This window comes from Stenotrophomonas sp. RS-48 (assembly GCF_030053245.1).
Lineage (GTDB): Bacteria > Pseudomonadota > Gammaproteobacteria > Xanthomonadales > Xanthomonadaceae > Stenotrophomonas > Stenotrophomonas maltophilia_P.
Genome location: NZ_JASGBV010000088.1, coordinates 1 through 22,248, shown reverse-complemented (window position 1 = coordinate 22,248; position 22,248 = coordinate 1). Strand labels below are relative to the sequence as shown.

The window sequence follows — 22,248 nt, the reverse complement described above, 5'->3', positions numbered from 1 at the left end:
CCGAGGCGGACTCAGGGGCCCGGCACCATCTTCTTCTGGCGGGCCTTGAAGCCGTTGAACAGCGGCGCGATCAACGGGTTGTAGCTCTGCGCGATGCGCTTGCGCAACCAGCTGGCCGGCCGGTTGCGGATCGCGAAGCGGTAGATGCGTTCGGGATCGCCGCCGATCACGTTGCGGCCGAACGGGTGGGTGGTATGCAGGTAACGGAACCCCTGCTCGCGCGCGACTTCGACATGGTCATCGTCGAAGTCACCGTACGGCCAGCACAATGTGTCCGAAACTGCGCCCAGCTTGTCCTGCAGGACCTGGCGCGAGAGGGCCAGGTCGTTGCTGATGCCGGCCCGGCGCTGCGCGCGGTCCAGGTCTTCGCGGCGCAACCAGCGTGTATGGGTGTGGGTATGGCAATGCACCTCGAAGGTGCCCGCGTCGATCGCCGCGCGCGCTTCGCTCCAGCGCATCATCACATCGTCGCTGCGCCCCTGCTCGTAGATGGCGGCCTCGCAGCCGCTATGGTCCGGCGTTGCCGGCAGTACCGCGCCGGGCAGGCCTGCATGCGGCCGCACCGGGCCTTCGCCCATCCATCCGGTGACCACGAACACCACCGCGTGCATGCCGTACTTCTGCAGGATCGGATGCGCGTAGACCCAGTTGTCCAGGTAGCCATCGTCGAAGGTGATGACGATCGACCGGCGCGGCACCGGCCTGCCGGCCAGGAACCCGGCGTACTGCTCCAGTGTCAGTGAGGTCCAGCCACTGTTGGCCAGCCAGGCAATCTGGCTTTCGAAATTCTCCGGCGACACCGTGATCATGCCGGGCGACGGACTGACGTGATGGTGCATCAGCACCGGTACGGTTCGGGCATCAGCCATGTCCCAGCTCCTTCAGCCACTGGCGGTAGTAGTGTTCGGTGGTCTCGCCGTGGCCGGTGGGTGTGAAGCGGTGCGCAGCGCGCATCCATTCCCAGCCGGCACGGCCCATCTGCCGGCGCCGTTCCGGATCGTCCACCAGCAGGCGCAGAGCGCCCGCCAGGGCAGCATTGTCGCCCAGCCGGGTGAGGATCGCATTGCTGCCGTCCACGACCATCTCCGGCACGCCACCAACCCGCGTCGCCACGATCGGCACGCCGACGTACGCCGCTTCCAGGAACACGGTGCCGGCGGCTTCCTTGTGCGAGGCGAGGGCGAAGATATCGAAGCCGGCCATCAGCCGGCAGGCGCCGTCGCGGTAGCCGAGCAGGTGGACCTGCGACTGCAGGCCGTGCTCGGCGCACATCGCCTGCAGGCGCTCCATCACTGGCTGCCCGTCGCCGATCACCACCAGGTGCAGGTTCGGATTGGCCTTGCACAGCGGCACCATTGCCTGCAGCAGATCGGCATGGCCCTTGGGCTCGCGCAGCACCGCCACGCAGCCGACCACGATGTCCTGTTCACCGAAGCCGAGCTCGGCACGGACTTCGGCACGCACGTCCTGCAGGCACTGCCACGGATCTTCCTTGCGGATATCGGTCCAGCGCGGTGGAACCGCGATCGGCGGCACGATGCCGATGCGCTCAGCGGGAATGCCACGGTCGGCCAGCAGCTGCTTGACGAAGCTGCTGACGGTCAGCACCCGGTGCGGCAGGCCGGTATAGGTCAGCAGCGAGTTGACCGGACTCATCAGGTGGCGCGAGCGCACCACCAGCGGCGCACCGCCGAGGCGGGCGCCGGCGGCGGCAATCAAGGCGTCGCGACGGCTGGTGGTGTTCACCACGTCATAGCGTTCGCGGCGTACCAGGCGCGAAACCGACCAGATGCCGCGCAGCAGGCGCGCCAGCCCTCCCATGCGCAGCGTATGCACGGTGAAGCCGTCATCGCGCGCCACCTGCGCCAGCCGTGCCTCGGGCTGGCACAGCAGCGAGACGTCGTGGCCGCGCGCGCGCATGGCCTGCATGTGGCGGAAGATGTAGATCTCCTGCCCGCCCATTCCCTTGGCGGCTTCGGTGTGCAGGATGCGCAGCGAACGTTTCATGCGGACTCGATCCTTGATATCAACGATTGCGGAAGCGCGTCAGCGCCTCCCAGGCGGAACGGATCGCGGCTGCGTCCGGCGCCTGTTGTGGCAGTGGGCGATAGTGCCGATCCAGCGCGGTGGCATTGCCGAACTTGTCGAACACGTAGAGGGCATCGCCGTGGCGGACGGCGCGCTGCGACCAGCTCTCCACCACCAGGGCACGGAGCCCTTCCGGGGCCGCCAGCAGATCCTGGCCGGTGCTGTAGTCGGCCAGCGGGTTCTCACAGCCCAGTGCGTGCCGCATCAGCGTGGGCACCCAGTCCTCATGCGAGCTGGTGCGCGCATCACGGCCGCTGGCCTCGCCCGGCCAGTGCAGCACGAACGGCACCTGCAACTGGTAGTCGGAGAAGTTGCCGTTGTGGCCCCAGTAGTTCAGCGCGAGGTCGTTGAACTCCTCTGCGTGATCGCCAGTGACCAGCACGATGGTGTCCTGCTCCAGGCCCTGCGCACGCAGGGTATCGAGCAGCGATCCGACCAGGCTGTCGGCGTAGTGGACGGAGGTGTGATAGCGGTTCAGTTCCGGCGTCGGATCGTGGTCCGGCCCGAACTTGAGGAAGTCGATGTCCGCGGCCATCGGCGTGGCCAGGGGCGGATAGTCGGCCGGCAGGTGGTAGGGCGCGTGGGTGGAGTCGAGGAACACGAAACCGAACCACGGGCGCTGCGCGGCCTGGCTGCTACGGATGTCCTGCTGCAGCGACGCGACGATGGCACGGTCGCGGCCATCGGGCTTCAGTGCCGACGGCCCCTGGTGCAGCTGGTCACGGACATCGGCGAACACGGTGCGGTCGAATTCAGGGCTGTACATCGGCGCGCTGCCGTACAGGTGCAGGTCATAGCCCTGCTGTCCCAGGACCTGGAACAGCTGCGAGCCACGCTGCTCGTCAAGCATGCTTGCCCAGTAGCCACCGGGAAGGCCGTAGAGCAGGCCGAACAGGCCGTAGCGGGTGGCGTTGCCGGTGCTGAAGTGATGCTCGTAGACGCGGGAGGACTGCGCCAATGCCGTGGTGTTCGGCATGATCTGTGGCGTCAGCACATCGTGGCGGAGTGATTCGAGTACCACCATCAGCACGTTCGGCCGCTGGTGGCTCTGGCAGCGCAGCGGATGCAGCGGGTAGTGCAGCTGGGCATGGCGGGGGTCGGGCAGGCCCGCCTGCTGCTGGCTGACCACGCCCAGGCGACGCATGAAGCTCTTGGCGGTGATCGGCTGCGCCCAGGGCAGGTAGTTCCACTGGCTGATCACGTCACGCTCGCCGCGTGCATCGTAATAGGCGGTCGCCACCTGGCCACCTGCCATCAGCAGGATGACCAGTGTCCATGCCTGCAGGACGTGGCGCCGTCGGGGCAGGGCGGGCAGCAGCTTCCAGCAGGCCCACGCCAGCAGGGCTTCGGCGGCGAAGATGGCCGATACCAGGGCGATAGCCTGCAGCCAGGTCTTCCACGACAGCGCGACCTGATCGTGCAGCGCGCCGCCGAACACCATGTTCGCCACCATGGCATTGAGGTGGAAGCGGTACAGCGCGAACACCTTGGCATCGACCAGCAGCAGGCACAGCCACAGGCCCTGCAGCACCACCGCGCCGATGCTCAGAGGACGCGCGCTGCGGGCCCACAGACCGAGCAGCAGCGGCAGCAGGCCGGCCAGCGCGCCGAACGCCAGCAGGTGGCCGGGCAGGGCAACGGCCAGATACGCCAGGCCGACGGGGCCGCCGGGGTTGTCCCGCAGCGGCACGTTGCCCAGGGTGATGACGGCTGCCAGTACGGCGTTTGCCGCCACGAACAAGGACCACCAGGCCAGCCGGCGCCAGTGCTGGGTACAACCGGGTCGGGAAGCTGGATCGGCGGCGGGTGGAGCGGAGGGCATCGTCGGTACGTGTTCAGCAGGAGCGGGACAAGGGGGCGGCGCCGCCGCGGCCGGCGGATCCGCGCGCGGGTCGCGCATTGTATCGGTTTGTTTCAACGTATCGGTGTCGACCTGCGGGCGATCTGTCACAATGTTCAGGTGGGCCCTGAATGCGGCGGCCCTCCAGACCCAATGACAAGCCAGGAACCGCTGTGAGCCAGATCCCGACCCTCGACATCACCCGTTTTGACAGCGACCGCGAGGCCTTCGTGGCCGAGCTGGGGGCGGCCTATCGCCAATGGGGATTCGCGGGCATCCGCAACCACGGCATTCCGCAGGCCGACATCGACGCGGCCTACGATGTCTTCAAGGCCTTCTTCGCCCTGCCGGAGGAGATCAAGCGGAAGTACCACGTGGCCGGCGGGGGCGGTGCACGTGGCTATACCCCGTTCGGCGTGGAAACCGCGAAGGGGTCCAAGCACTTCGATCTGAAGGAGTTCTGGCACATCGGCCGGGAGATCGGCGACGACTCCAGGTACCGCGACGTGATGCCGCCGAACCTGTGGCCGACCGAGGTCGAGGGCTTCCGTGAGCGGGGCTACGGCCTGTATCAGGCGCTGGACAACCTCGGGTCGCGCGTGCTGTCGGCGCTGGCGCTGCACATCGGCCTGCCGGAGGATTTCTTCGCCGACAAGACCAATTTCGGCAACTCGATCCTGCGCCCGATCCATTACCCGCCGATCACCACCGACGACATTCCCAACGTGCGTGCCGGTGCGCATGGCGACATCAACTTCATCACCCTGCTGGTCGGTGCCAGTGCGGCGGGCCTGGAGGTGCAGTCGCACGATGGCAAGTGGGTGCCTTTCACCTCGGATGCGGACACCATCGTGGTCAACATCGGCGACATGCTGCAGCGCCTGACCAATCACGTGTATCCCTCCACCATCCATCGCGTGGTCAATCCCCCGGGCGAGCTGGCCCGCCAGCCGCGCTACTCGGTGCCGTTCTTCCTGCACCCGAACCCGGACTTCCTGATCGACGTGCTGCCGTCCTGCATCACCCCGGAGAACCCGAGCCGGTATCCGGAGCCGATCACCGCCCACGGCTTCCTCGAGGAACGCCTGCGCGAGATCAAGCTGAAGTAATGAAAAGGCCGCCGCGAGGCGGCCTTTCCATTACGGGTAGCGCCGGGCCGTGCCCGGCGAGCCAAAGCCAAAGCGGCTCTGGGATGTTCAGTGGGGAGGCGGGGAGGCGTCGGATGGCGGGGACGCCGTAAACCCATCCCTGGGGGCTTGGCCGCGGCATCCATGCCGCGGACACCCCGCCATCCGACACCCCCCCGCCTTCGACAGTTTCCCGGTGACGGATGGATGAGATCTGTCACACCGGGGTGGGGCAGGGGTCAGATCCGGATCTGACCCCGGCAGTCACCCGCAATGCCGCTTTTGCCTTTGATCTTCTTTTCTCTTTCCGTGGCGGGCGGAACCGCCGGAATGTGTCAGAAGCCGGGCGGGTGGGGCTGCGCAGGGGCGTGAGCCGCATGGATGCGGCGATCGAGCTTACAGGGACGTACTTGCAGCGTCCCCTGCGCAGTCCCGCCCGCCCGGCCAGGCCGATCAACTACCCGGGGCTCCTCGCGACCAACCCCACCCCGCCACGAGGGGCCGCGCCGTTGGCTGGAAATCCATGTAACCGCTTACACGGAAACGGATTTTTGCCGTAACGGGTATCATGACCGGCTGACTTCACACAGGAGCCACCCGCTCATGCGCCGCAAGATCGTCGCCGGAAACTGGAAGCTGCATGGCAGCCGTCAATTCGCCAATGAACTGCTGGGGCAGGTGGCTGCGGGGCTGCCGCTGGACGGGGTCGATGTCGTCATCCTGCCGCCGCTGCCGTACCTGGGCGAGCTGGTCGAGGAGTTCGGCGCGACCGGCATGACCTTCGGTGCCCAGGACGTGAGCAGCAACGAGAAGGGGGCCTACACCGGCGAAGTGTGCGCGGCCATGCTGCACGAGGTCGGTGCCCGTTACGGCCTGGTTGGACATTCCGAGCGTCGCCAGTACCACCACGAGAGCAGCGAACTGGTTGCCCGCAAGTTCGCCGCTGCCCTGCATGCCGGCCTGGTGCCGGTACTGTGCGTGGGTGAGACCCTGGAGCAGCGCGAGGCCGGACAGACCGAATCGGTCATCGCCAGCCAGCTGGCGCCGGTGCTGGATCTCGTCGGTGCCGACGGCTTCGCCAGCGCCGTGGTCGCCTACGAGCCGGTCTGGGCGATCGGCACCGGCCGCACCGCGAGCAAGGAGCAGGCGCAGCAGGTGCACGCGTTCATCCGTGGCGAAGTCGCGCGCATCGATGCTAGAATTGCTGATTCACTGCCCATTCTTTACGGCGGCAGCGTGAAGCCCGACAATGCCGGGGAACTGTTCGCGCAGCCGGATGTCGATGGTGGGCTGGTCGGTGGCGCCTCCCTGGTGGCCGCGGACTTCCTGGCCATCGCGAAGGCGGCGGCCGCGAACTAAATCCTAGAAGTATTGTCCGAGGGCGGATTTCCAATGCTGATGTTGATCCTCAATGTCGTCTACGTGCTGGTTGCCGTAGCCATGATCGCGCTGATCCTGATGCAGCGTGGCTCGGGCGCAGCGGCTGGTTCGGGCTTTGGTGCCGGTGCCTCGGGAACGGTGTTCGGTGCGCGTGGCGCCTCGAACTTCCTGTCCAAGTCGACCAAGTGGCTGGCCGTGGTGTTCTTCGGCATCAGTCTCTTCATGGCCTGGTATGCCGGCCACGGCAGCCGTCCTGCCGCCGAGCAGGACCTGGGTCTGATGTCCGCCCCGGCGGCCAGCGCTCCGGCCGCCCCTGCAGGCGAACTGCCGGCCGTTCCGAAGGCCGATGAGGTCCCGGCAGCCCCGGTTCCGGCGGCGACTGTGCCGGCTCAGGCGGAATCTTCGGTTTCTGGTGAAGAAAAGCCGTCGGAAGGCTCCCAGAAAGACTGAAGCCGGTTACAATACGCGGCGCATCGGGAAGATAGTCTGATGTGATCGTTTGCCCAGGTGGCGGAATTGGTAGACGCACTACCTTGAGGTGGTAGCGACGCAAGTCGTAGGGGTTCGAGTCCCCTCTTGGGCACCATTTGTAAGTAAAGCGGGTTCACCTGGCGCGCAATGCGCCAGGGCGATTCCCGTCCACTCCCCCATGCCAAAGCGCCTGCAGGCGCAGCGGCAGAGGCAAGAGAGAATCGCTGTGCTGGCCGAATATTTGCCGTCTCTGCTGTTTCTGATCGTTGCCACCGGTATCGGCGTCGTGCTGATGCTGGTCGGCCGACTCCTCGGTCCCCGTCGCCCTGATCTGGAAAAGCTCTCGCCGTACGAGTGCGGCTTCGAGGCGTTCGAAGACGCGCGCATGAAGTTCGATGTGCGCTATTACCTGATCGCGATCCAGTTCATCGTCTTCGACCTGGAAATCATCTTCATCGTGCCGTGGACCCAGGTCTTCATGGAGCTGGGTGCCCGTTCGCTGGTCACCATGGGCCTGTTCGTCGGCATGCTGTTCCTCGGTTTCATTTACGTCTGGAAGAAGGGAGCGCTGGAATGGGAGTGATTCAGACGCTCGATGGCCTGATGAACAATCCGACCCCGGAAGGGCGGGTTGATGACATCCTGCGGCCGGAAGGCGACAATCCCCTGCTGGAAAAAGGCTTCGTCACCACCAGCGTCGACGCCCTGCTGAACTGGGCGCGTACCGGCTCGATGTGGCCGATGACCTTCGGCCTGGCCTGCTGTGCCGTGGAGATGATGCACGCCGGCGCCGCGCGCCTGGACCTGGACCGTTACGGCGTGGTGTTCCGCCCGTCGCCGCGCCAGTCCGACGTGATGATCGTCGCCGGTACGCTGGTCAACAAGATGGCCCCGGCACTGCGCAAGGTCTACGACCAGATGCCCGACCCCAAGTGGGTGATCTCCATGGGCAGCTGTGCCAATGGCGGTGGTTATTACCACTATTCCTATTCTGTCGTGCGCGGCTGTGATCGCGTGGTGCCGGTGGACGTCTACGTCCCGGGCTGCCCGCCGACCGCCGAGGCGCTGGTGTACGGGATCCTGCAGCTGCAGAAGAAGATCTGGCGTACACAGACCATCGCCCGCTGACCCCTTCACCTGACAAGAGCGCGCCAAGCCCCCATGGCAGAGCAAGCATCCTTCATCGACCGACTCTCCGCACGTTTCGCTGGTGCGAAGGTCATCGTGGTCGAACCCCGCGGCGAAGTGACGCTGGAAGTGCCTGCCGCCGAGTGGCACGCCACCGCCCTGGCGCTGCGTGACGAGTTTGGTTTCGAGCAGGCCGTGGACCTCTGCGGCGTGGACTACCTGGGCTATGGCTCCGACGAATGGGACACCGCCGACGTGTCCTCGCACGGCTTCAGCCGCGGCGTCGAGGGCAAGGCGCAGGGCCGCTTCGCGTGGGGCGAGTTCCCCAGCGAGGAGAGTGCCGAAGGCGCCCGCCCGCAGCACATGCCGACCCAGCGCTTTGCCGTGGTGGCGCAGCTGCGCTCGTACCAGCACAACCTGATGATGCACCTGCGCTGCTTCGCACCTGACGAAGCACTGCCGGTGGTGTCCTCGCTGACCGGCATCTGGCCGGGCCTGAACTGGTTCGAGCGTGAAGCGTTCGATCTGTATGGCGTGATCTTCGAAGGCCACCCGGACCTGCGCCGGATCCTGACCGACTACGGTTTCGTCGGCCATCCGTTCCGCAAGGACTTCCCGTTGATCGGCAATGTCGAAGTGCGCTACGACGAAGAAAAGAAGCGCGTGATCTACGAACCGGTCACCTCGGTTGAGCCGCGTGTCGGCGTGCCGCGCGTGATCCGCGACGACGCCCGTCTGCAGACCGCAGCCGGCGAGCGCGCGCAGGAGGCAGTGAAGTGAGCCACGTACACCAGGCCGGCGAAGCGTTCGCCAGCAATGCCGCCGAAAGCCGGCAGGAAATCCGCAACTACACCATGAACTTCGGCCCGCAGCATCCGGCCGCGCATGGCGTGCTGCGCCTGATCCTGGAGATGGACGGCGAGACCATCATGCGCGCCGACCCGCACGTCGGCCTGCTGCATCGTGGTACCGAGAAGCTGGCCGAGTCCAAGCCGTTCAACCAGTCGATCGGTTACATGGATCGCCTGGATTACGTGTCGATGATGTGCAACGAGCACGCCTACGTGCGCGCGATCGAGACCCTGATGGGCATCGAAGCGCCGGAGCGTGCGCAGTACATCCGTACCATGTACGACGAGATCACCCGCATCCTCAACCACCTGATGTGGCTGGGTTCCAACGCGCTCGACCTCGGCGCGATGGCGGTGATGCTGTATGCCTTCCGCGAGCGCGAAGAGCTGATGGACTGCTACGAAGCGGTTTCCGGCGCGCGCATGCACGCGGCGTACTACCGTCCGGGCGGTGTCTACCGCGACCTGCCGGACCACATGCCGAAGTACAAGGAATCCCGTTGGCACAAGGGCAAGGCGCTGAAGCAGCTCAATGCTTCGCGCGAGGGCTCGCTGCTGGATTTCCTGGAGAACTTCACCAATGAGTTCCCGGGTCGCGTCGACGAGTACGAAACCCTGCTGACCGACAACCGCATCTGGAAGCAGCGCACCGTCGGCATCGGCGTGGTCACCCCGGAACTGGCGCACCAGTGGGGCATGACCGGCGTCATGCTGCGCGGCTCGGGCATCGCCTGGGATCTGCGCAAGAAGCGTCCGTATGCCAAGTACGATGCCGTTGATTTCGACATTCCGCTGGGCAAGGAAGGCGACTGCTACGACCGTTATCTGGTCCGCGTCGCCGAGATGCGTGAGTCCAACCGCATCATCAAGCAGTGCGTGGCATGGCTGAAGGCCAACCCCGGCCCGGTCATGGTCAAGAACTTCAAGGTCGCTCCGCCCAGCCGCGAGGACATGAAGGACGACATGGAAGCGCTGATCCACCACTTCAAGCTGTTCAGCGAAGGCTACTGCGTGCCGGCCGGCGAGACCTACTCGGCGGTGGAGGCCCCGAAGGGTGAGTTCGGCTGCTACCTGGTTTCCGACGGCGCCAACAAGCCCTTCCGCGTGCACCTGCGTGCGCCGGGCTTCGCCCACCTGTCCTCGATCGACTCGGTCGTGCGCGGCCACATGCTGGCCGACGTGGTGGCGATGATCGGTACCTACGATCTGGTGTTCGGCGAGGTTGACCGGTAATGCCGTCTGCCACGCCAACGCCTGCTGCAGGCAGCCGGCGCAAGCCGGCGCCGCAGTTCCTGGAATTTCACGTTATGCATTTCGCTGAGGTCGGCCGATGAAGGCGACAGGTAATTTCGAGGCGGCGCGCGACGTCGACCCGATGGTGGTGCTGAGCGACAAGACCCGCGCTCACATCGATCACTGGCTGTCCAAGTTCCCGCCGGACCGCAAGCGCTCTGCCGTGCTGCAGGGCCTGCATGCGGCCCAGGAGCAGAATGAGGGCTGGCTGACCGACGAGCTGATCGCCGGCGTGGCCAAGTACCTGGACCTGCCGCCGGTGTGGGCCTACGAGGTCGCCAGCTTCTACTCGATGTTCGAGACCGAGAAGGTGGGCCGCAACAACGTGGCCATCTGCACCAACATCAGCTGCTGGCTCAATGGCGCCGAGGACATCGTGCGCCACTGCGAGAAGAAGCTGGGCATCAAGCACGGCGAATCGACCCCGGACGGCCGCGTCTACCTCAAGCGCGAGGAAGAGTGCCTGGCCGGCTGCGGCGGTGCGCCGATGATGGTCATCAACGGTCACTACCATGAGCGTCTGACCCTGGAAAAGGTCGACGAGCTGCTGGACGGGCTGGAGTAAGGGCATGGCACATCACCACGAATCCAAGGGCCCGGTCGGTCCCGCGCCGCTGCCGCACCAGGTGGTCTACACCACCCTGCATTACGACACTCCGTGGTCGTACGAAAGCTACCTCAAGACCGGTGGCTACGCTGCCCTGCGCAAGATCCTCGAAGAGAAGATCCCGCCGGAGCAGGTCATCGAGATGGTCAAGGCCTCCGGCCTGCGCGGCCGCGGTGGCGCAGGCTTCCCGACCGGCCTGAAGTGGTCCTTCATGCCCAAGGGCAACATGCAGAAGTACATCCTCTGCAATTCGGATGAATCCGAGCCGGGCACCTGCAAGGATCGCGACATCCTGCGTTACAACCCGCATTCGGTGGTGGAAGGCATGGCGATCGCCTGCTACGCCACCGGTTCGACCGTGGGCTACAACTACCTGCGCGGCGAGTTCCACCACGAGCCCTTCGAGCACTTCGAGCAGGCCCTGGCCGACGCCTACGCGAACGGCTGGCTGGGCAAGAACGTGCTGGGCTCAGGCGTGGACATCGACATCTACGGTGCTCTCGGTGCCGGTGCCTACATCTGCGGCGAAGAAACCGCGCTGATGGAATCGCTGGAAGGCAAGAAGGGACAGCCGCGCTACAAGCCGCCGTTCCCGGCCAACTTCGGCCTGTACGGCAAGCCGTCGACGATCAACAACACCGAGACCTACGGCTCGGTGCCGGCGATCATCCGCAACGGTCCGGAGTGGTTCAAGGGCCTGAGCCGGACCGCCAATGGCGGCCCGAAGTGCTTCTCGGTCTCCGGCTGCGTGCAGAACGGCGGCAATTTTGAAGTGCCGCTCGGCACCACCTTCGACGAGCTGCTGGAAATGGCCGGTGGCCTGCGCCCGGGCCGTACCCTGAAGGGCGCGATTCCGGGCGGCGTCTCCATGCCGGTGCTCACCGCGGCGGAGCTGAAGGACCTGCCGATGGACTACGACACCATCCGTGCGCTGGGCTCCGGCCTGGGTTCCGGGGCGGTCGTGGTGCTGGATGACAGCGTGTGCTGCGTCAAGTTCGCCTGCCGCATCAGCCAGTTCTTCCACAAGGAATCCTGCGGCCAGTGCACGCCGTGCCGTGAAGGCACCGGCTGGATGCACCGCGTGCTCGAGCGCATCGTCGCCGGCAAGGCCACGATGGAAGACCTGCACCAGCTGAAGGTGGTGGCCGGCCAGATCGAAGGCCACACCATCTGTGCGTTCGGCGAAGCGGCGGCATGGCCCATCCAGGGCTTCCTGCGCCAGTTCTGGGACGAATTCGAGTACTACATCGTCAACGGTCATTCGATGGTTGACGGCAAGAAGGTGGAGGCAGCCGCCGCATGAGCGCGCAACCCGTAAACCCGAACGTGCCACCGGACCATGTGACCATCGAGATCGATGGCAAGTCCCTGGTCGTGCCCAAGGGTTCGATGATCATCCAGGCCGCCGACAAGGCCGGCATTCCGATTCCGCGCTTCTGCTACCACGAGAAGCTGCCGATCGCCGCCAACTGCCGCATGTGCCTGGTGGACGTGGAGAAGTCGCCGAAGCCGGCGCCGGCCTGCGCCACGCCGGTGATGGACGGCATGAAGGTCGCCACCCGCAGCGAGAAGGCGCTGAAGTTCCAGCGCTCGGTGATGGAGTTCCTGCTCATCAACCATCCGCTGGACTGCCCGATCTGCGATCAGGGCGGCGAGTGCGAGCTGCAGGACGTGTCGCTGGGCTATGGCCGTTCGGTCAGCCGCTTCAACGAGCGCAAGCGCGTGGTCCCGGACGAGGACATGGGTCCGCTGGTCGCCACCGAGATGACCCGCTGCATCCAGTGCACCCGCTGCGTCCGCTTCACCGCCGAAGTGGCGGGCACCTATGAACTGGGTGGCATGTACCGCGGCGAGAACCTGCAGATCGGTACCTACGACGGCAAGCCCCTGACCACCGAACTGTCCGGCAACGTCGTCGACGTCTGCCCGGTCGGCGCGCTGACCAACAAGGTGTTCCAGTTCCGTGCCCGTCCGTGGGAGCTGACCGCGCGCGAGTCGCTGGGTTACCACGACGCGATGGGGTCGAACCTGTTCCTGCATGTGCGCCGCGGTGAAGTGCTGCGTTCGGTGCCGCGCGACAACGAAGCGGTCAACGAATGCTGGCTGTCCGACCGCGACCGCTACTCGCACCAGGGCCTGTACAGCGAAGACCGTGCGGTCAAGCCGCTGCGCAAGGTCAACGGCGAGTGGAAGGAAGTGAGCTGGGCCGAAGGCCTGGCCGCTGCCGCCGACATCCTCAAGGCGAACCAGGGCGACACCCTGGGCGTGCTGGTGCACCCGTCGACCTCCAACGAGGAAGGCACTCTGCTGGCGCGCCTGGCCAAGGGCCTGGGTTCGGGCAACATCGATCACCGCATCAACAACCGCGATTTCTCCGACGCCGCCACCGCCGAAGTGTTCGGCCTGCCGCTGGCGGAGATCGAAGGCGCTGACCGCATCGTGGTTCTGGGCAGCAACATCCGCCATGAACTGCCGCTGCTGCATGCCCGCCTGCGCAAGGCGCAGACCCAGAACGGCGCGAAGATCCACGTCGTCAACCCGGTCGACTTCGACTTCGCCTTCAGCATCGCCGGCAAGCAGATCGTCGCACCGTCGCAGTTCGTCGATGCCCTGGCCAACGCCGAGCTGCGTTCGGCGGTGCAGGGTGGCAGCAACACCGTGCTGATCGTCGGTGCCATCGCCGAGAACCACCCGCAGGCTGCCGCGATCCGCGCCGCCGCGCGTGATTTCGCCACCGCCACCGGTGCCCGCCTGTGCCGCATTCCGCAGGGCGCCAACGCCGTCGGCCTGACCCGTGCGGGCGTGCTGCCGGCCGGCAGGGACGTCGCCGCGATGCTGGCGCAGCCGCGCCAGGCTTACGTGGTGTACGGCCTGGAGCCGGGCCTGGACTTCGCCGATGCGCCTGCCGCGCGCAAGGCACTGGCCGGTGCCCAGGTCGTGGCGTTCAGCCACTTCGCCTGCGCCTCGACCCGCGACGTCGCCGATGTGATCCTGCCGATCGGTGCGCTGCCGGAAATCGACGCCACCCTGACCAACCTCGATGGCCGCGAACAGTCGGCCCGTGCCGGCGGCAAGCTGCCGGGCGAGGCCCGTGAAGGCTGGCGCGTCCTGCGTGCGCTGGGCGGTGAGCTGGCGGTGGCCGGTTTCGACTTCATCGATCTGGCGGGCCTGCGTGCCAGCCTGGCACCGGTATCGGTCACCGTGGCTGCGTCGGCCCAGCCGGCCGTTGCAGGCGAAGGCCTGGAAGTGGCCTCGACGGCGGCGATCTACCGCACCGATGCCGTGGTCCGCCGCGCTCCGGCGCTGCAGTCGCATCCGCTGAACAACGCCCCGCGCATCGTCCTCAACACGGAAGATGCCGCACGCCTGCAGCTGCAGGAAGGGCAGATGGCCAAGGTCGGCACCGATGCCGGTCGCGCCACCCTGCCGGTGGTGGTCGACGCCCGCGTCGCTGCGGGTTCGGTCTGGATTGAATCGGGCCACGGCGCGACCGCGCCGCTGGGTGCCGCTCGCGTAACGGTGGTGGCTGCATGAACGAATTGCTGTTGAACGCGGTCGATCCGCTGCACCAGTGGCTGCTCGGCCTCGGTGACATCGGCGCGCTGCTCTGGATCATCCTGAAGATCCTGGTGATCACCGTACCGGTGATCGTCTCGGTGGCCTTCTACGTGGTCTGGGAACGCAAGCTGATCGGCTGGATGCACGTCCGCCATGGCCCGATGTACGTGGGCATGGGCATCTTCCAGGCCTTCGCCGACGTCTTCAAGCTGCTGTTCAAGGAAGTGGTCCAGCCGAGCAACGCCAACAAGGCGATCTACCTGCTGGCACCGCTGATCACCCTGGCCCCGGCGTTCGCGGCCTGGGCGGTGATTCCGTTCGATTCGCAGATCGTGCTGTCCAACGCCAATGCCGGCCTGCTGTACCTGCTGGCGATGACCTCGCTGGGCATCTACGGCATCATCCTGGCCGGCTGGGCGTCCAACTCGAAGTATGCGTTCCTGGGTGCGATGCGTGCCTCGGCGCAGATGATCAGCTACGAAATCGCGATGGGCTTCGCCCTGGTCGGCGTCATGATCGCTTCGGGCAGCCTGAACCTGAGCAACATCGTGATGGCCCAGGCCGGCAGTTCCGGCTTCTTCGACTGGTTCCTGATTCCGCTGTTCCCGCTGTTCGTCGTGTACTGGGTGTCCGGCGTGGCCGAGACCAACCGTGCGCCGTTCGACGTGGTGGAAGGCGAGTCGGAAATCGTCGCTGGCCACATGGTCGAGTACTCGGGCGGCGCGTTCGCGCTGTTCTTCCTGGCCGAGTACGCGAACATGATACTGATCAGTTTCCTGATCTCGATCTTCTTCCTCGGTGGCTGGCTGAGCCCGATCCAGGGCTGGGTCGATCCGGGCACTGTGTCGCCGCTGGTCGACTGGATCTGGAAGGGTGGCGCGCCGTGGCTGTTCGTCAAGGTGTTCTTCTTCGCCAGTGCCTACATCTGGTTCCGTGCCAGCTTCCCGCGCTTCCGCTACGACCAGATCATGCGCCTGGGCTGGAAGGTCTTCATTCCGCTGACCATTTTCTGGATCGCGGTCACCGCCGTCATGGTGTTCTTCGGCGTGATTCAAAAGGGCGTCTAAAGTGATGAACAGGATTACCCATTACTTCAAGAGCCTGCTGCTGCTCGAACTGCTGGCCGGCCTTTGGCTGACGCTGAAGTACAGCGTCAGGCCGAAGTACACGATGATGTACCCGATGGAGAAGTTCCCGCAGTCGCCGCGCTTCCGTGGCCTGCATGCGCTGCGCCGCTATCCCAACGGTGAAGAGCGCTGCATCGCCTGCAAGCTGTGCGAGGCGGTCTGCCCGGCGCTGGCCATCACCATCGATTCGGCCAAGCGCGAGGACGGCACCCGCCGCACCACCCGCTACGACATCGACCTCTTCAAGTGCATCTTCTGCGGCTTCTGTGAGGAAAGCTGCCCGGTGGACTCGATCGTCGAAACCCACATCCTCGAGTACCACTTCGAGAATCGTGGCGAAAACATCGTTACCAAGCCGCAGCTGCTGGCCCTGGGCGACCGTCTCGAGTCCGAGATCGCCGAGCGTCGCGCCGCCGATGCCGCTTACCGCTGAGGTCGAGAGATGGATTGGGTAAATATCGCTTTCTGGGTCTTCGCCATCGTGGCCGGCATCTCCGCCGCGGCGGTGATCAGCGTGCGCAACCCCGTGCACGCCGTTCTGTGCCTGGTGCTGACCTTCTTCTCCGTTGCCTGCGTGTGGCTGCTGGTGGGCGCCGAGTTCCTCGGTGTGGCGCTGGTGCTGGTCTACGTCGGCGCGGTGATGGTGCTGTTCCTGTTCGTGGTGATGATGCTCGACATCGATCCGTCGAACCTGCGTGAGGGCTGGGTGCGTTACCTGCCGGTCGGCCTGGTCGTGGCCGTGGCGATGCTGGTGCAGATGCTGATGCTGATCGGCGTCAAGGGCAGGGCGGTCAACCCGTTCCCGGCCGACAATGCCGCCGCTCTGGCCGCTGACACGTCCAACGTCACCTGGCTGGCCCGCAGCCTGTTCACCGAGTACCTGCTGCCGTTCGAGTTCGCCGCCGTCATCCTGACCGTGGCCGTGGTGGCCGCGGTGATGCTGACCCTGCGTCGCCGCGAAGGCCTGAAGACCCAGAACCCGACGCAGCAGACCATGGTCAAGGCGCATGATCGCCTGCGCGTGGTCAAGATGAGTGCCGAGCAGCCGGTGGTGCACAGCAACAGCACGCCTGCGGCGGGCGAAGAGGAGACCAAGGCATGATCACTCTGGGCCATATCCTGGCGCTGGGCGCGGTGCTGTTCTGCATCAGCCTTGCCGGCATCTTCCTCAACCGCAAGAACATCATCGTGCTGCTGATGTCCATCGAGTTGATGCTGCTGTCGGTGAACATCAACTTCGTCGGATTCTCGCGCCAGCTGGGCGATCCATCCGGCCAGCTGTTCGTGTTCTTCATCCTGACCGTCGCCGCTGCCGAGGCCGCCATCGGCCTGGCGATCCTGGTGACCCTGTTCCGTACCCGCCGCACGATCAATGTCGGCGAAGTCGATTCGCTGAAGGGCTGATCCACAGATGGAAATCACTCTCTCCAAGAGTCTGTTGATCGCAGTGGTGCTTGCACCGCTGTTCGGCAGCATCATCGCCGGCCTGTTCGGTCGCCAGGTCAAGCGCTTCGGCGCGCAGACCATCACCATCCTCGGCGTTGCGGTTGCGTGCGGCCTGTCGATGTACACGCTCTACCAGCTGCTGTGGGGCGGGGCGCAGCCGTTCAACCAGAACGTCTACACCTTCTTCGAAGTCGGCCAGTACTCGGCCCACGTCGGTTTCATGGTCGACAAGCTGACCGCGATGATGATGGTGGTGGTGACCTTCGTGTCGCTGCTGGTCCACATCTACACGATCGGCTACATGCAGGACGATCCGGGCTACCAGCGCTTCTTCAGCTACATCTCGCTGTTCACCTTCTCGATGCTCACCCTGGTGATGAGCAACAACTTCCTGCAGCTGTTCTTCGGCTGGGAAGCGGTGGGCCTGGTGTCGTACCTGCTGATCGGCTTCTGGTTCAAGCGCCCGACCGCGATCTTCGCCAACATGAAGGCGTTCCTGGTCAACCGCGTCGGTGACTTCGGCTTCCTGCTGGGTATCGCCGGCGTGCTGTGGGTGTTCGGCACCCTGGACTACTCCGAGGTGTTCTCGCAGGCCAGCATGCTGGCCGACCCGCGCGCCCAGCTGCAGATCTGGGACGGCACCCTGTTCGGGATGCAGCTGCTGAACGAGCCGGTGATCTGGTCGATCGCCACCCTGATCTGCATCTGCCTGTTCATCGGCGCCATGGGCAAGTCGGCCCAGGTCCCGCTGCACGTGTGGCTGCCGGATTCGATGGAAGGCCCGACGCCGATCTCGGCGCTGATCCACGCCGCGACCATGGTGACCGCCGGTATCTTCATGGTCACCCGCATGTCGCCGCTGTTCGAGCTGTCGCAGACCGCGCTGGACTTCATCCTGTTCATCGGTGCCACCACGGCCTTCTTCACCGGCCTGATCGGTATCGTGCAGAACGACATCAAGCGCGTGGTCGCGTACTCGACGCTGTCGCAGCTGGGCTACATGACCGTGGCGCTGGGTGTTTCGGCCTATTCGGCTGCCGTGTTCCACTTGATGACCCACGCCTTCTTCAAGGCGCTGCTGTTCCTCGGCGCCGGTTCGGTCATCATCGCCATGCACCACGAGCAGGACATGCGCAAGATGGGCGGCCTGCGCAGGTACATGCCGATCACCTTCATCACCATGTGGATCGGTACCCTGGCCCTGGTCGGTACGCCGTTCTTCTCCGGCTTCTACTCGAAGGACACCATCATCGAGGCCGCGGAGATCCATGCCCATATCCAGGGCAGCTGGGTGGCCACCTATGGCTACTGGGCGGTGCTGGGCGGCGTGCTGGTGACCAGCTTCTACAGCTTCCGCCTGCTGTTCATGACCTTCCATGGCAAGGAGCGCTTCCGCGACGCGCATGACGATCATGGCCACGGCCATGACGATCACCATGCCGCCGATGCGCACCATGCCGACGCCCACCATGACGACCACGGTCATGGCCACGGCGCGCACGAGCCGCACGAGACCCCGTGGGTGGTGACCCTGCCGCTGATCCTGCTGGCCATCCCGTCGATCGCCATCGGCTTCTTCAGCATCGGTCCGATGCTGCACGGCACCGACTGGGCCGGCCACCACGCCCATGAGGCGATCAAGGGCCAGGCGACCACGTTCTTCACCGGCATCGTCGACTTCTACGATCCGGCCAAGAACACCGTGGCCTTCCTCGGCGAGGAATTCCATGGCCCGGTGGCGTTCGCGCTGCACGGCATGATGCTGCCGCCGTTCTGGCTGACCCTGGCGGGCTTCCTGCTGGCCGCGTTGTTCTACCTGTGGAAGCCTGACCTGTCGGGCAAGGCACGCAAGGCCTTTGCCCCGCTGGTGTCGGTGCTGGAAAACAAGTACGGCTTCGACAAGCTGTGGATCGATGGCTTTGCCGGTGGCAGCGTCAAGCTCGGCAGGGTCTCGCGCTGGATCGACAGCAACATCGTCGACGGCGTGGTCAATCTCTCGGCACGTGTTGTGGACGTCGCAGCCGGCGTGCTGCGTCGTACCCAATCCGGTTTCCTCTATCACTACGCCTTCGCGATGATCATCGGCCTGATTGCCCTGCTGGGCGTGCTGATGCATTACCTGCGTTGATGACCTGTACGGAATAAGAAGACGTGTCGAACTGGCCTCTACTCAGTGTCCTCATCTGGCTGCCGATCATCGGTGGTGCCCTGATCCTTGCGATCCGTGATGCGCAGACCGCCCGCTGGGCGTCGCTGGGCGTGGCGGTGCTGACCTTCGTGGCGAGCCTCTCGCTGCTGGGCGGCTACAACCCGGGCATCGATGGCCTGCAGTTCGTCGAGACCCATGCGTGGATCCCGGCGTACAAGATCGGCTACAACCTGGGCGTGGACGGCATCGCCGTGGCGCTGATCCTGCTGACCACCCTGGTCAGCGTGCTTGCCCTGATCGGTGCCTGGAGCGCGATCGACAAGCGCGTCAACCAGTACGTGGCGGCCTTCCTGATCCTGGAAGGCGTCACCGTCGGCATCTTCGCTGCGACGGACGCGATGCTGTTCTACGTGTTCTTCGAAGCGATGCTGATCCCGATGTTCCTCATCATCGGTGTCTGGGGTGGCCCGCGTCGCATCTACGCCGCACTGAAGTTCTTCCTCTACACCTTCCTCGGCTCCGTGCTGATGCTGGTGGCGCTGATCTACCTGTACATGAAGGGCGGCAGCTTCCAGCTGGCCGATCTGTACGCGCTGCCGTTGACGGCCAAGGAGCAGACCTGGATCTTCTTCGCCTTCCTGATCGCCTTCGCGGTCAAGGTGCCGATGTTCCCGGTGCACACCTGGCTGCCGGATGCGCACGTGGAAGCGCCGACCGCCGGTTCGGTGATCCTGGCCGCCATCGCGCTGAAGATCGGTGGTTACGGCTTCCTGCGCTTCAACCTGCCGATCGTGCCGGATGCTTCGCTGGAGTGGGCCTGGCTGGTGATCGCGCTGTCGCTGATCGCGGTGATCTACGTTGGCCTGGTCGCCCTGGTCCAGGACGACATGAAGAAGCTGATCGCGTACTCGTCGATCGCGCACATGGGTTTCGTCACCCTGGGTACCTTCATTGCCCTGTGGCTGGTGCGTGAAGCCGGCAACGTCGATGCGGCCCGCCTGGGCCTGCAGGGCGCGATGGTGCAGATGATCTCGCACGGCTTCGTGTCGGGTGCGATGTTCTCCTGTGTCGGCGTGCTGTACGACCGCATGCACAGCCGCCGCATCGCCGATTACGGCGGCGTGGTCAATGTGATGCCCTGGTTCGCCACCTTCGCCATGCTGTTCTTCATGGCCAATGCGGGCCTGCCGGGCACCAGCGGTTTCGTCGGCGAGTTCATGGTCATCCTGTCCGCCTTCCAGCGTAACCCGTGGATCGCCCTGGGCGCGGCCACCACCCTGATCATCGGTGCGGCCTACACCCTGTGGCTGTACAAGCGCATCTTCTTCGGCGAAGTGGCCAACAGCCATGTCGCCGAACTGAAGGACATCAACGGCCGCGAATGGCTGGTGCTGGGCGTGTTCGCCATCGGCGTGCTTGCCCTGGGCATCTACCCCAAGCCGCTGACCGACCTGATGGAGCCCTCGATCGCGAAGCTGGCGATGCAGATCGCATCCAGCAAGCTGCTGTAATTCCAGGATTTGATGATGACCACCTCGCCGCTGCTGCCATTGACCGCTGCTGACCTGCCTCCGCTCGCCCCCGAGCTGGTGCTGATCGGCAGCGCCTTCGCCCTGATGATCCTCGACCTGTTCGTCAGCGAGCGGAACAAGATCGTCACCCACCTGTTCTCGGTTGCTGCACTGGCCGTCGTGCTGTTCATGCTGGCGACCGGCGTGGGCGGGCAGGGAGAGGTCTTCCATGGCATGTTCGTGCGCGATACCGCCGCGGACGTGATGAAGACCGGGATCGTGCTGCTCAGCGGCCTGACCCTTGTGTACGGCTGGCGCTACCTGCGCGACCGCAACCTGTTCCAGGGTGAGATCCCGGTGCTGATCCTGTTCGGCACGGCCGGCATGATGATCCTGGTCTCGGCCGGCAGCCTGCTGATGGTCTACCTGGGCCTGGAACTGCTGGCGCTGTGCTCGTATGCGCTGGTGGCCAGCAACCGCGACAGCGGCCTGGCCTCGGAAGCGGCGATGAAGTACATCGTGCTCGGTTCGCTTGCCTCCGGCCTGCTGCTGTATGGCATGTCGCTGATCTACGGCGCCACCGGCAGCCTGCACCTGGACGTGATCCGCGATGCCATCCCGCATTCCGAAGAGCGCGTGCTGCTGATCACCGGCGCGGTGTTCATGATCGCGGGCGTGGCCTTCAAGCTGGGTGCGGCACCGTTCCACATGTGGCTGCCGGACGTCTACCAGGGTGCGCCGGCGCCGATCGCGCTGTTCATCAGCTCGGCACCGAAGCTGGCTGCGTTCGGCATGGCCTACCGCCTGCTGGAAATGGGCGTGGGTCCGCTGTCGACCGAGCTGCAGCTGCTGATCGCCGGCCTGGCCGCCGTATCGCTGGTGATCGGCAACCTGATGGCGATCGCGCAGAGCAATCTCAAGCGCATGCTGGCGTTCTCCACCGTCTCGCACATCGGCTTCCTGCTGATGGGCATCGCCGGTGGTGGCTCGCAGGGCTACGCTGCCGCGCTGTTCTATGCGCTGGCCTACGCCATCATGTCCACCGCTGCCTTCGGCGCGATCATCGCGCTGTCGCGTGCCGGCTTCGAGGCCGAGAACATCGAGGACTTCAAGGGCCTGAACGCCCGCAACCCGTGGATGGCCGGCCTGGTGCTGTGCATCATGGCGTCGCTGGCGGGCATTCCGCCGTTCCTCGGCTTCTGGACCAAGCTGGCGGTGCTGGGTGCGGCCGTCAACGGCGGCCTGCTGTGGCTGGCGATCCTCGGCGTGCTGTGCGCAGTGGTCGGCTGCTTCTACTACCTGCGGGTCATCAAGGTCATGTACTTCGATGAGCCGGTGGGCGAGGCCATTCCGCGCAGCAACGACCGCGTGCTGGGCCTGGTGCTGGGCGTGAATGCGCTGGCGCTGCTGGCCCTGGGCCTGGCCTGGAACCCGATCATGGTCTGGTGCCAGCAGGCTTTTGCGCATCTTGCATAAAAGTTGACACAAAGCTGCGCGATTCGTGTAATATGCGCAGCCTGAGTTGTCACTGCAGCGGTTCAGCCAGAACATCGTTGCAATGGCCCCGTCGTCAGGGTGGGGCAGCAGTTCAAACACTTCCGGTGCGGGGTGGAGCAGTCTGGCAGCTCGTCGGGCTCATAACCCGAAGGTCGCAGGTTCAAATCCTGCCCCC

General features: G+C 65.2%; 20 protein-coding genes and 1 tRNA gene. 18 read left to right on the top strand and 3 right to left on the bottom strand.

Annotated elements, in window-relative coordinates:
* Positions 1–11 precede the first annotated feature (11 nt).
* From QMZ25_RS15735 to QMZ25_RS15725, 3 genes are read right to left on the bottom strand one after another with little or no spacing between them, the layout of a single operon-like run.
* A complete protein-coding gene (locus QMZ25_RS15735) occupies positions 12–869 on the bottom strand; it encodes a polysaccharide deacetylase family protein (RefSeq protein WP_283219919.1) in 858 nt (285 codons plus the stop codon).
* The gene (locus QMZ25_RS15730) at positions 862–2,007 is read right to left on the bottom strand and encodes a glycosyltransferase family 4 protein (RefSeq protein ID WP_283219918.1); all 1,146 of its coding nucleotides are present in this window, start codon (positions 2,005–2,007) and stop codon (positions 862–864) included. The genes QMZ25_RS15735 and QMZ25_RS15730 overlap by 8 nt, the downstream gene beginning before the upstream one ends.
* Before the next feature lie 19 nt (positions 2,008–2,026).
* The gene (locus QMZ25_RS15725; RefSeq protein ID WP_283219917.1) at positions 2,027–3,910 is read right to left on the bottom strand and encodes a DUF3413 domain-containing protein; all 1,884 of its coding nucleotides are present in this window, start codon (positions 3,908–3,910) and stop codon (positions 2,027–2,029) included.
* Positions 3,911–4,059: 149 nt separating this feature from the next.
* Between QMZ25_RS15725 and QMZ25_RS15720 the strand changes: the two genes are divergently transcribed.
* The 18 genes from QMZ25_RS15720 to nuoN all read left to right on the top strand — a co-directional run bounded on the left by QMZ25_RS15720 (position 4,060) and on the right by nuoN (position 22,052).
* Complete coding sequence (locus QMZ25_RS15720; protein WP_053520081.1) at positions 4,060–5,037, top strand: 2-oxoglutarate and iron-dependent oxygenase domain-containing protein; 978 nt, start codon at positions 4,060–4,062, stop codon at positions 5,035–5,037.
* 621 nt (positions 5,038–5,658) lie between these two features.
* The gene (gene tpiA / locus QMZ25_RS15715; RefSeq protein WP_053519907.1) at positions 5,659–6,414 is read left to right on the top strand and encodes a triose-phosphate isomerase; all 756 of its coding nucleotides are present in this window, start codon (positions 5,659–5,661) and stop codon (positions 6,412–6,414) included.
* Between the two features lie 33 nt (positions 6,415–6,447).
* Complete coding sequence (gene secG, locus QMZ25_RS15710; protein ID WP_065175541.1) at positions 6,448–6,885, top strand: preprotein translocase subunit SecG; 438 nt, start codon at positions 6,448–6,450, stop codon at positions 6,883–6,885.
* A gap of 51 nt (positions 6,886–6,936) precedes the next feature.
* Positions 6,937–7,021, top strand: a tRNA-Leu gene (locus tag QMZ25_RS15705).
* A 111-nt stretch (positions 7,022–7,132) separates the two neighbouring features.
* Entirely contained in the window at positions 7,133–7,489 is a 357-nt protein-coding gene (locus QMZ25_RS15700; RefSeq protein ID WP_053519909.1) for an NADH-quinone oxidoreductase subunit A, read from the top strand.
* The gene (locus QMZ25_RS15695) at positions 7,480–8,034 is read left to right on the top strand and encodes an NADH-quinone oxidoreductase subunit B (RefSeq protein WP_005410463.1); all 555 of its coding nucleotides are present in this window, start codon (positions 7,480–7,482) and stop codon (positions 8,032–8,034) included. The genes QMZ25_RS15700 and QMZ25_RS15695 overlap by 10 nt, the downstream gene beginning before the upstream one ends.
* Before the next feature lie 33 nt (positions 8,035–8,067).
* The gene (locus QMZ25_RS15690) at positions 8,068–8,814 is read left to right on the top strand and encodes an NADH-quinone oxidoreductase subunit C (protein WP_065181852.1); all 747 of its coding nucleotides are present in this window, start codon (positions 8,068–8,070) and stop codon (positions 8,812–8,814) included.
* Complete coding sequence (locus QMZ25_RS15685) at positions 8,811–10,118, top strand: NADH-quinone oxidoreductase subunit D (RefSeq protein ID WP_053519911.1); 1,308 nt, start codon at positions 8,811–8,813, stop codon at positions 10,116–10,118. Before QMZ25_RS15690 ends, QMZ25_RS15685 begins: the two co-directional genes overlap by 4 nt.
* A 97-nt stretch (positions 10,119–10,215) precedes the next feature.
* The gene (gene nuoE / locus QMZ25_RS15680) at positions 10,216–10,743 is read left to right on the top strand and encodes an NADH-quinone oxidoreductase subunit NuoE (protein WP_006381132.1); all 528 of its coding nucleotides are present in this window, start codon (positions 10,216–10,218) and stop codon (positions 10,741–10,743) included.
* 4 nt (positions 10,744–10,747) lie between these two features.
* Positions 10,748–12,088, top strand: coding sequence for an NADH-quinone oxidoreductase subunit NuoF (gene nuoF / locus QMZ25_RS15675; protein WP_283219916.1), 1,341 nt, complete (start codon positions 10,748–10,750; stop codon positions 12,086–12,088).
* Entirely contained in the window at positions 12,085–14,319 is a 2,235-nt protein-coding gene (gene nuoG, locus QMZ25_RS15670; RefSeq protein ID WP_262100388.1) for an NADH-quinone oxidoreductase subunit NuoG, read from the top strand. Before nuoF ends, nuoG begins: the two co-directional genes overlap by 4 nt.
* A complete protein-coding gene (gene nuoH, locus QMZ25_RS15665) occupies positions 14,316–15,410 on the top strand; it encodes an NADH-quinone oxidoreductase subunit NuoH (protein ID WP_053519914.1) in 1,095 nt (364 codons plus the stop codon). Before nuoG ends, nuoH begins: the two co-directional genes overlap by 4 nt.
* Positions 15,411–15,414: 4 nt before the next feature.
* Complete coding sequence (nuoI, locus tag QMZ25_RS15660; RefSeq protein ID WP_053519915.1) at positions 15,415–15,903, top strand: NADH-quinone oxidoreductase subunit NuoI; 489 nt, start codon at positions 15,415–15,417, stop codon at positions 15,901–15,903.
* 9 nt (positions 15,904–15,912) lie between these two features.
* Positions 15,913–16,572: an NADH-quinone oxidoreductase subunit J gene (locus QMZ25_RS15655; RefSeq protein ID WP_053519916.1), complete on the top strand. Its 660-nt coding sequence runs from the start codon at positions 15,913–15,915 to the stop codon at positions 16,570–16,572.
* Entirely contained in the window at positions 16,569–16,874 is a 306-nt protein-coding gene (gene nuoK, locus QMZ25_RS15650; RefSeq protein WP_053519917.1) for an NADH-quinone oxidoreductase subunit NuoK, read from the top strand. Before QMZ25_RS15655 ends, nuoK begins: the two co-directional genes overlap by 4 nt.
* 7 nt (positions 16,875–16,881) lie before the next feature.
* Positions 16,882–19,044: an NADH-quinone oxidoreductase subunit L gene (nuoL, locus tag QMZ25_RS15645; RefSeq protein WP_053519918.1), complete on the top strand. Its 2,163-nt coding sequence runs from the start codon at positions 16,882–16,884 to the stop codon at positions 19,042–19,044.
* Between the two features lie 23 nt (positions 19,045–19,067).
* Positions 19,068–20,576, top strand: a complete 1,509-nt coding sequence (locus QMZ25_RS15640) for an NADH-quinone oxidoreductase subunit M (RefSeq protein ID WP_053519919.1) — start codon at positions 19,068–19,070, stop codon at positions 20,574–20,576.
* A 15-nt stretch (positions 20,577–20,591) separates the two neighbouring features.
* A complete protein-coding gene (gene nuoN, locus QMZ25_RS15635) occupies positions 20,592–22,052 on the top strand; it encodes an NADH-quinone oxidoreductase subunit NuoN (protein ID WP_053519920.1) in 1,461 nt (486 codons plus the stop codon).
* Positions 22,053–22,248 lie beyond the last annotated feature (196 nt).

Bases quoted from the DNA above. Each gene is read 5' to 3' on its own strand.
- QMZ25_RS15695 (WP_005410463.1), top strand. From the start codon at position 7,480: ATGGGAGTGATTCAGACGCTCGATGGCCTGATGAACAATCCGACCCCG.
- QMZ25_RS15725 (WP_283219917.1), bottom strand. From the start codon at position 3,910: ATGCCCTCCGCTCCACCCGCCGCCGATCCAGCTTCCCGACCCGGTTGT.
- nuoG (WP_262100388.1), top strand. From the start codon at position 12,085: ATGAGCGCGCAACCCGTAAACCCGAACGTGCCACCGGACCATGTGACC.
- nuoK (WP_053519917.1), top strand. From the start codon at position 16,569: ATGATCACTCTGGGCCATATCCTGGCGCTGGGCGCGGTGCTGTTCTGC.
- QMZ25_RS15690 (WP_065181852.1), top strand. From the start codon at position 8,068: ATGGCAGAGCAAGCATCCTTCATCGACCGACTCTCCGCACGTTTCGCT.
- QMZ25_RS15655 (WP_053519916.1), top strand. From the start codon at position 15,913: ATGGATTGGGTAAATATCGCTTTCTGGGTCTTCGCCATCGTGGCCGGC.
- secG (WP_065175541.1), top strand. From the start codon at position 6,448: ATGCTGATGTTGATCCTCAATGTCGTCTACGTGCTGGTTGCCGTAGCC.
- nuoI (WP_053519915.1), top strand. From the start codon at position 15,415: ATGAACAGGATTACCCATTACTTCAAGAGCCTGCTGCTGCTCGAACTG.
- nuoL (WP_053519918.1), top strand. From the start codon at position 16,882: ATGGAAATCACTCTCTCCAAGAGTCTGTTGATCGCAGTGGTGCTTGCA.
- nuoE (WP_006381132.1), top strand. From the start codon at position 10,216: ATGAAGGCGACAGGTAATTTCGAGGCGGCGCGCGACGTCGACCCGATG.
- tpiA (WP_053519907.1), top strand. From the start codon at position 5,659: ATGCGCCGCAAGATCGTCGCCGGAAACTGGAAGCTGCATGGCAGCCGT.
- nuoN (WP_053519920.1), top strand. From the start codon at position 20,592: ATGACCACCTCGCCGCTGCTGCCATTGACCGCTGCTGACCTGCCTCCG.
- nuoF (WP_283219916.1), top strand. From the start codon at position 10,748: ATGGCACATCACCACGAATCCAAGGGCCCGGTCGGTCCCGCGCCGCTG.
- QMZ25_RS15735 (WP_283219919.1), bottom strand. From the start codon at position 869: ATGGCTGATGCCCGAACCGTACCGGTGCTGATGCACCATCACGTCAGT.
- nuoH (WP_053519914.1), top strand. From the start codon at position 14,316: ATGAACGAATTGCTGTTGAACGCGGTCGATCCGCTGCACCAGTGGCTG.
- QMZ25_RS15720 (WP_053520081.1), top strand. From the start codon at position 4,060: ATGCGGCGGCCCTCCAGACCCAATGACAAGCCAGGAACCGCTGTGAGC.
- QMZ25_RS15730 (WP_283219918.1), bottom strand. From the start codon at position 2,007: ATGAAACGTTCGCTGCGCATCCTGCACACCGAAGCCGCCAAGGGAATG.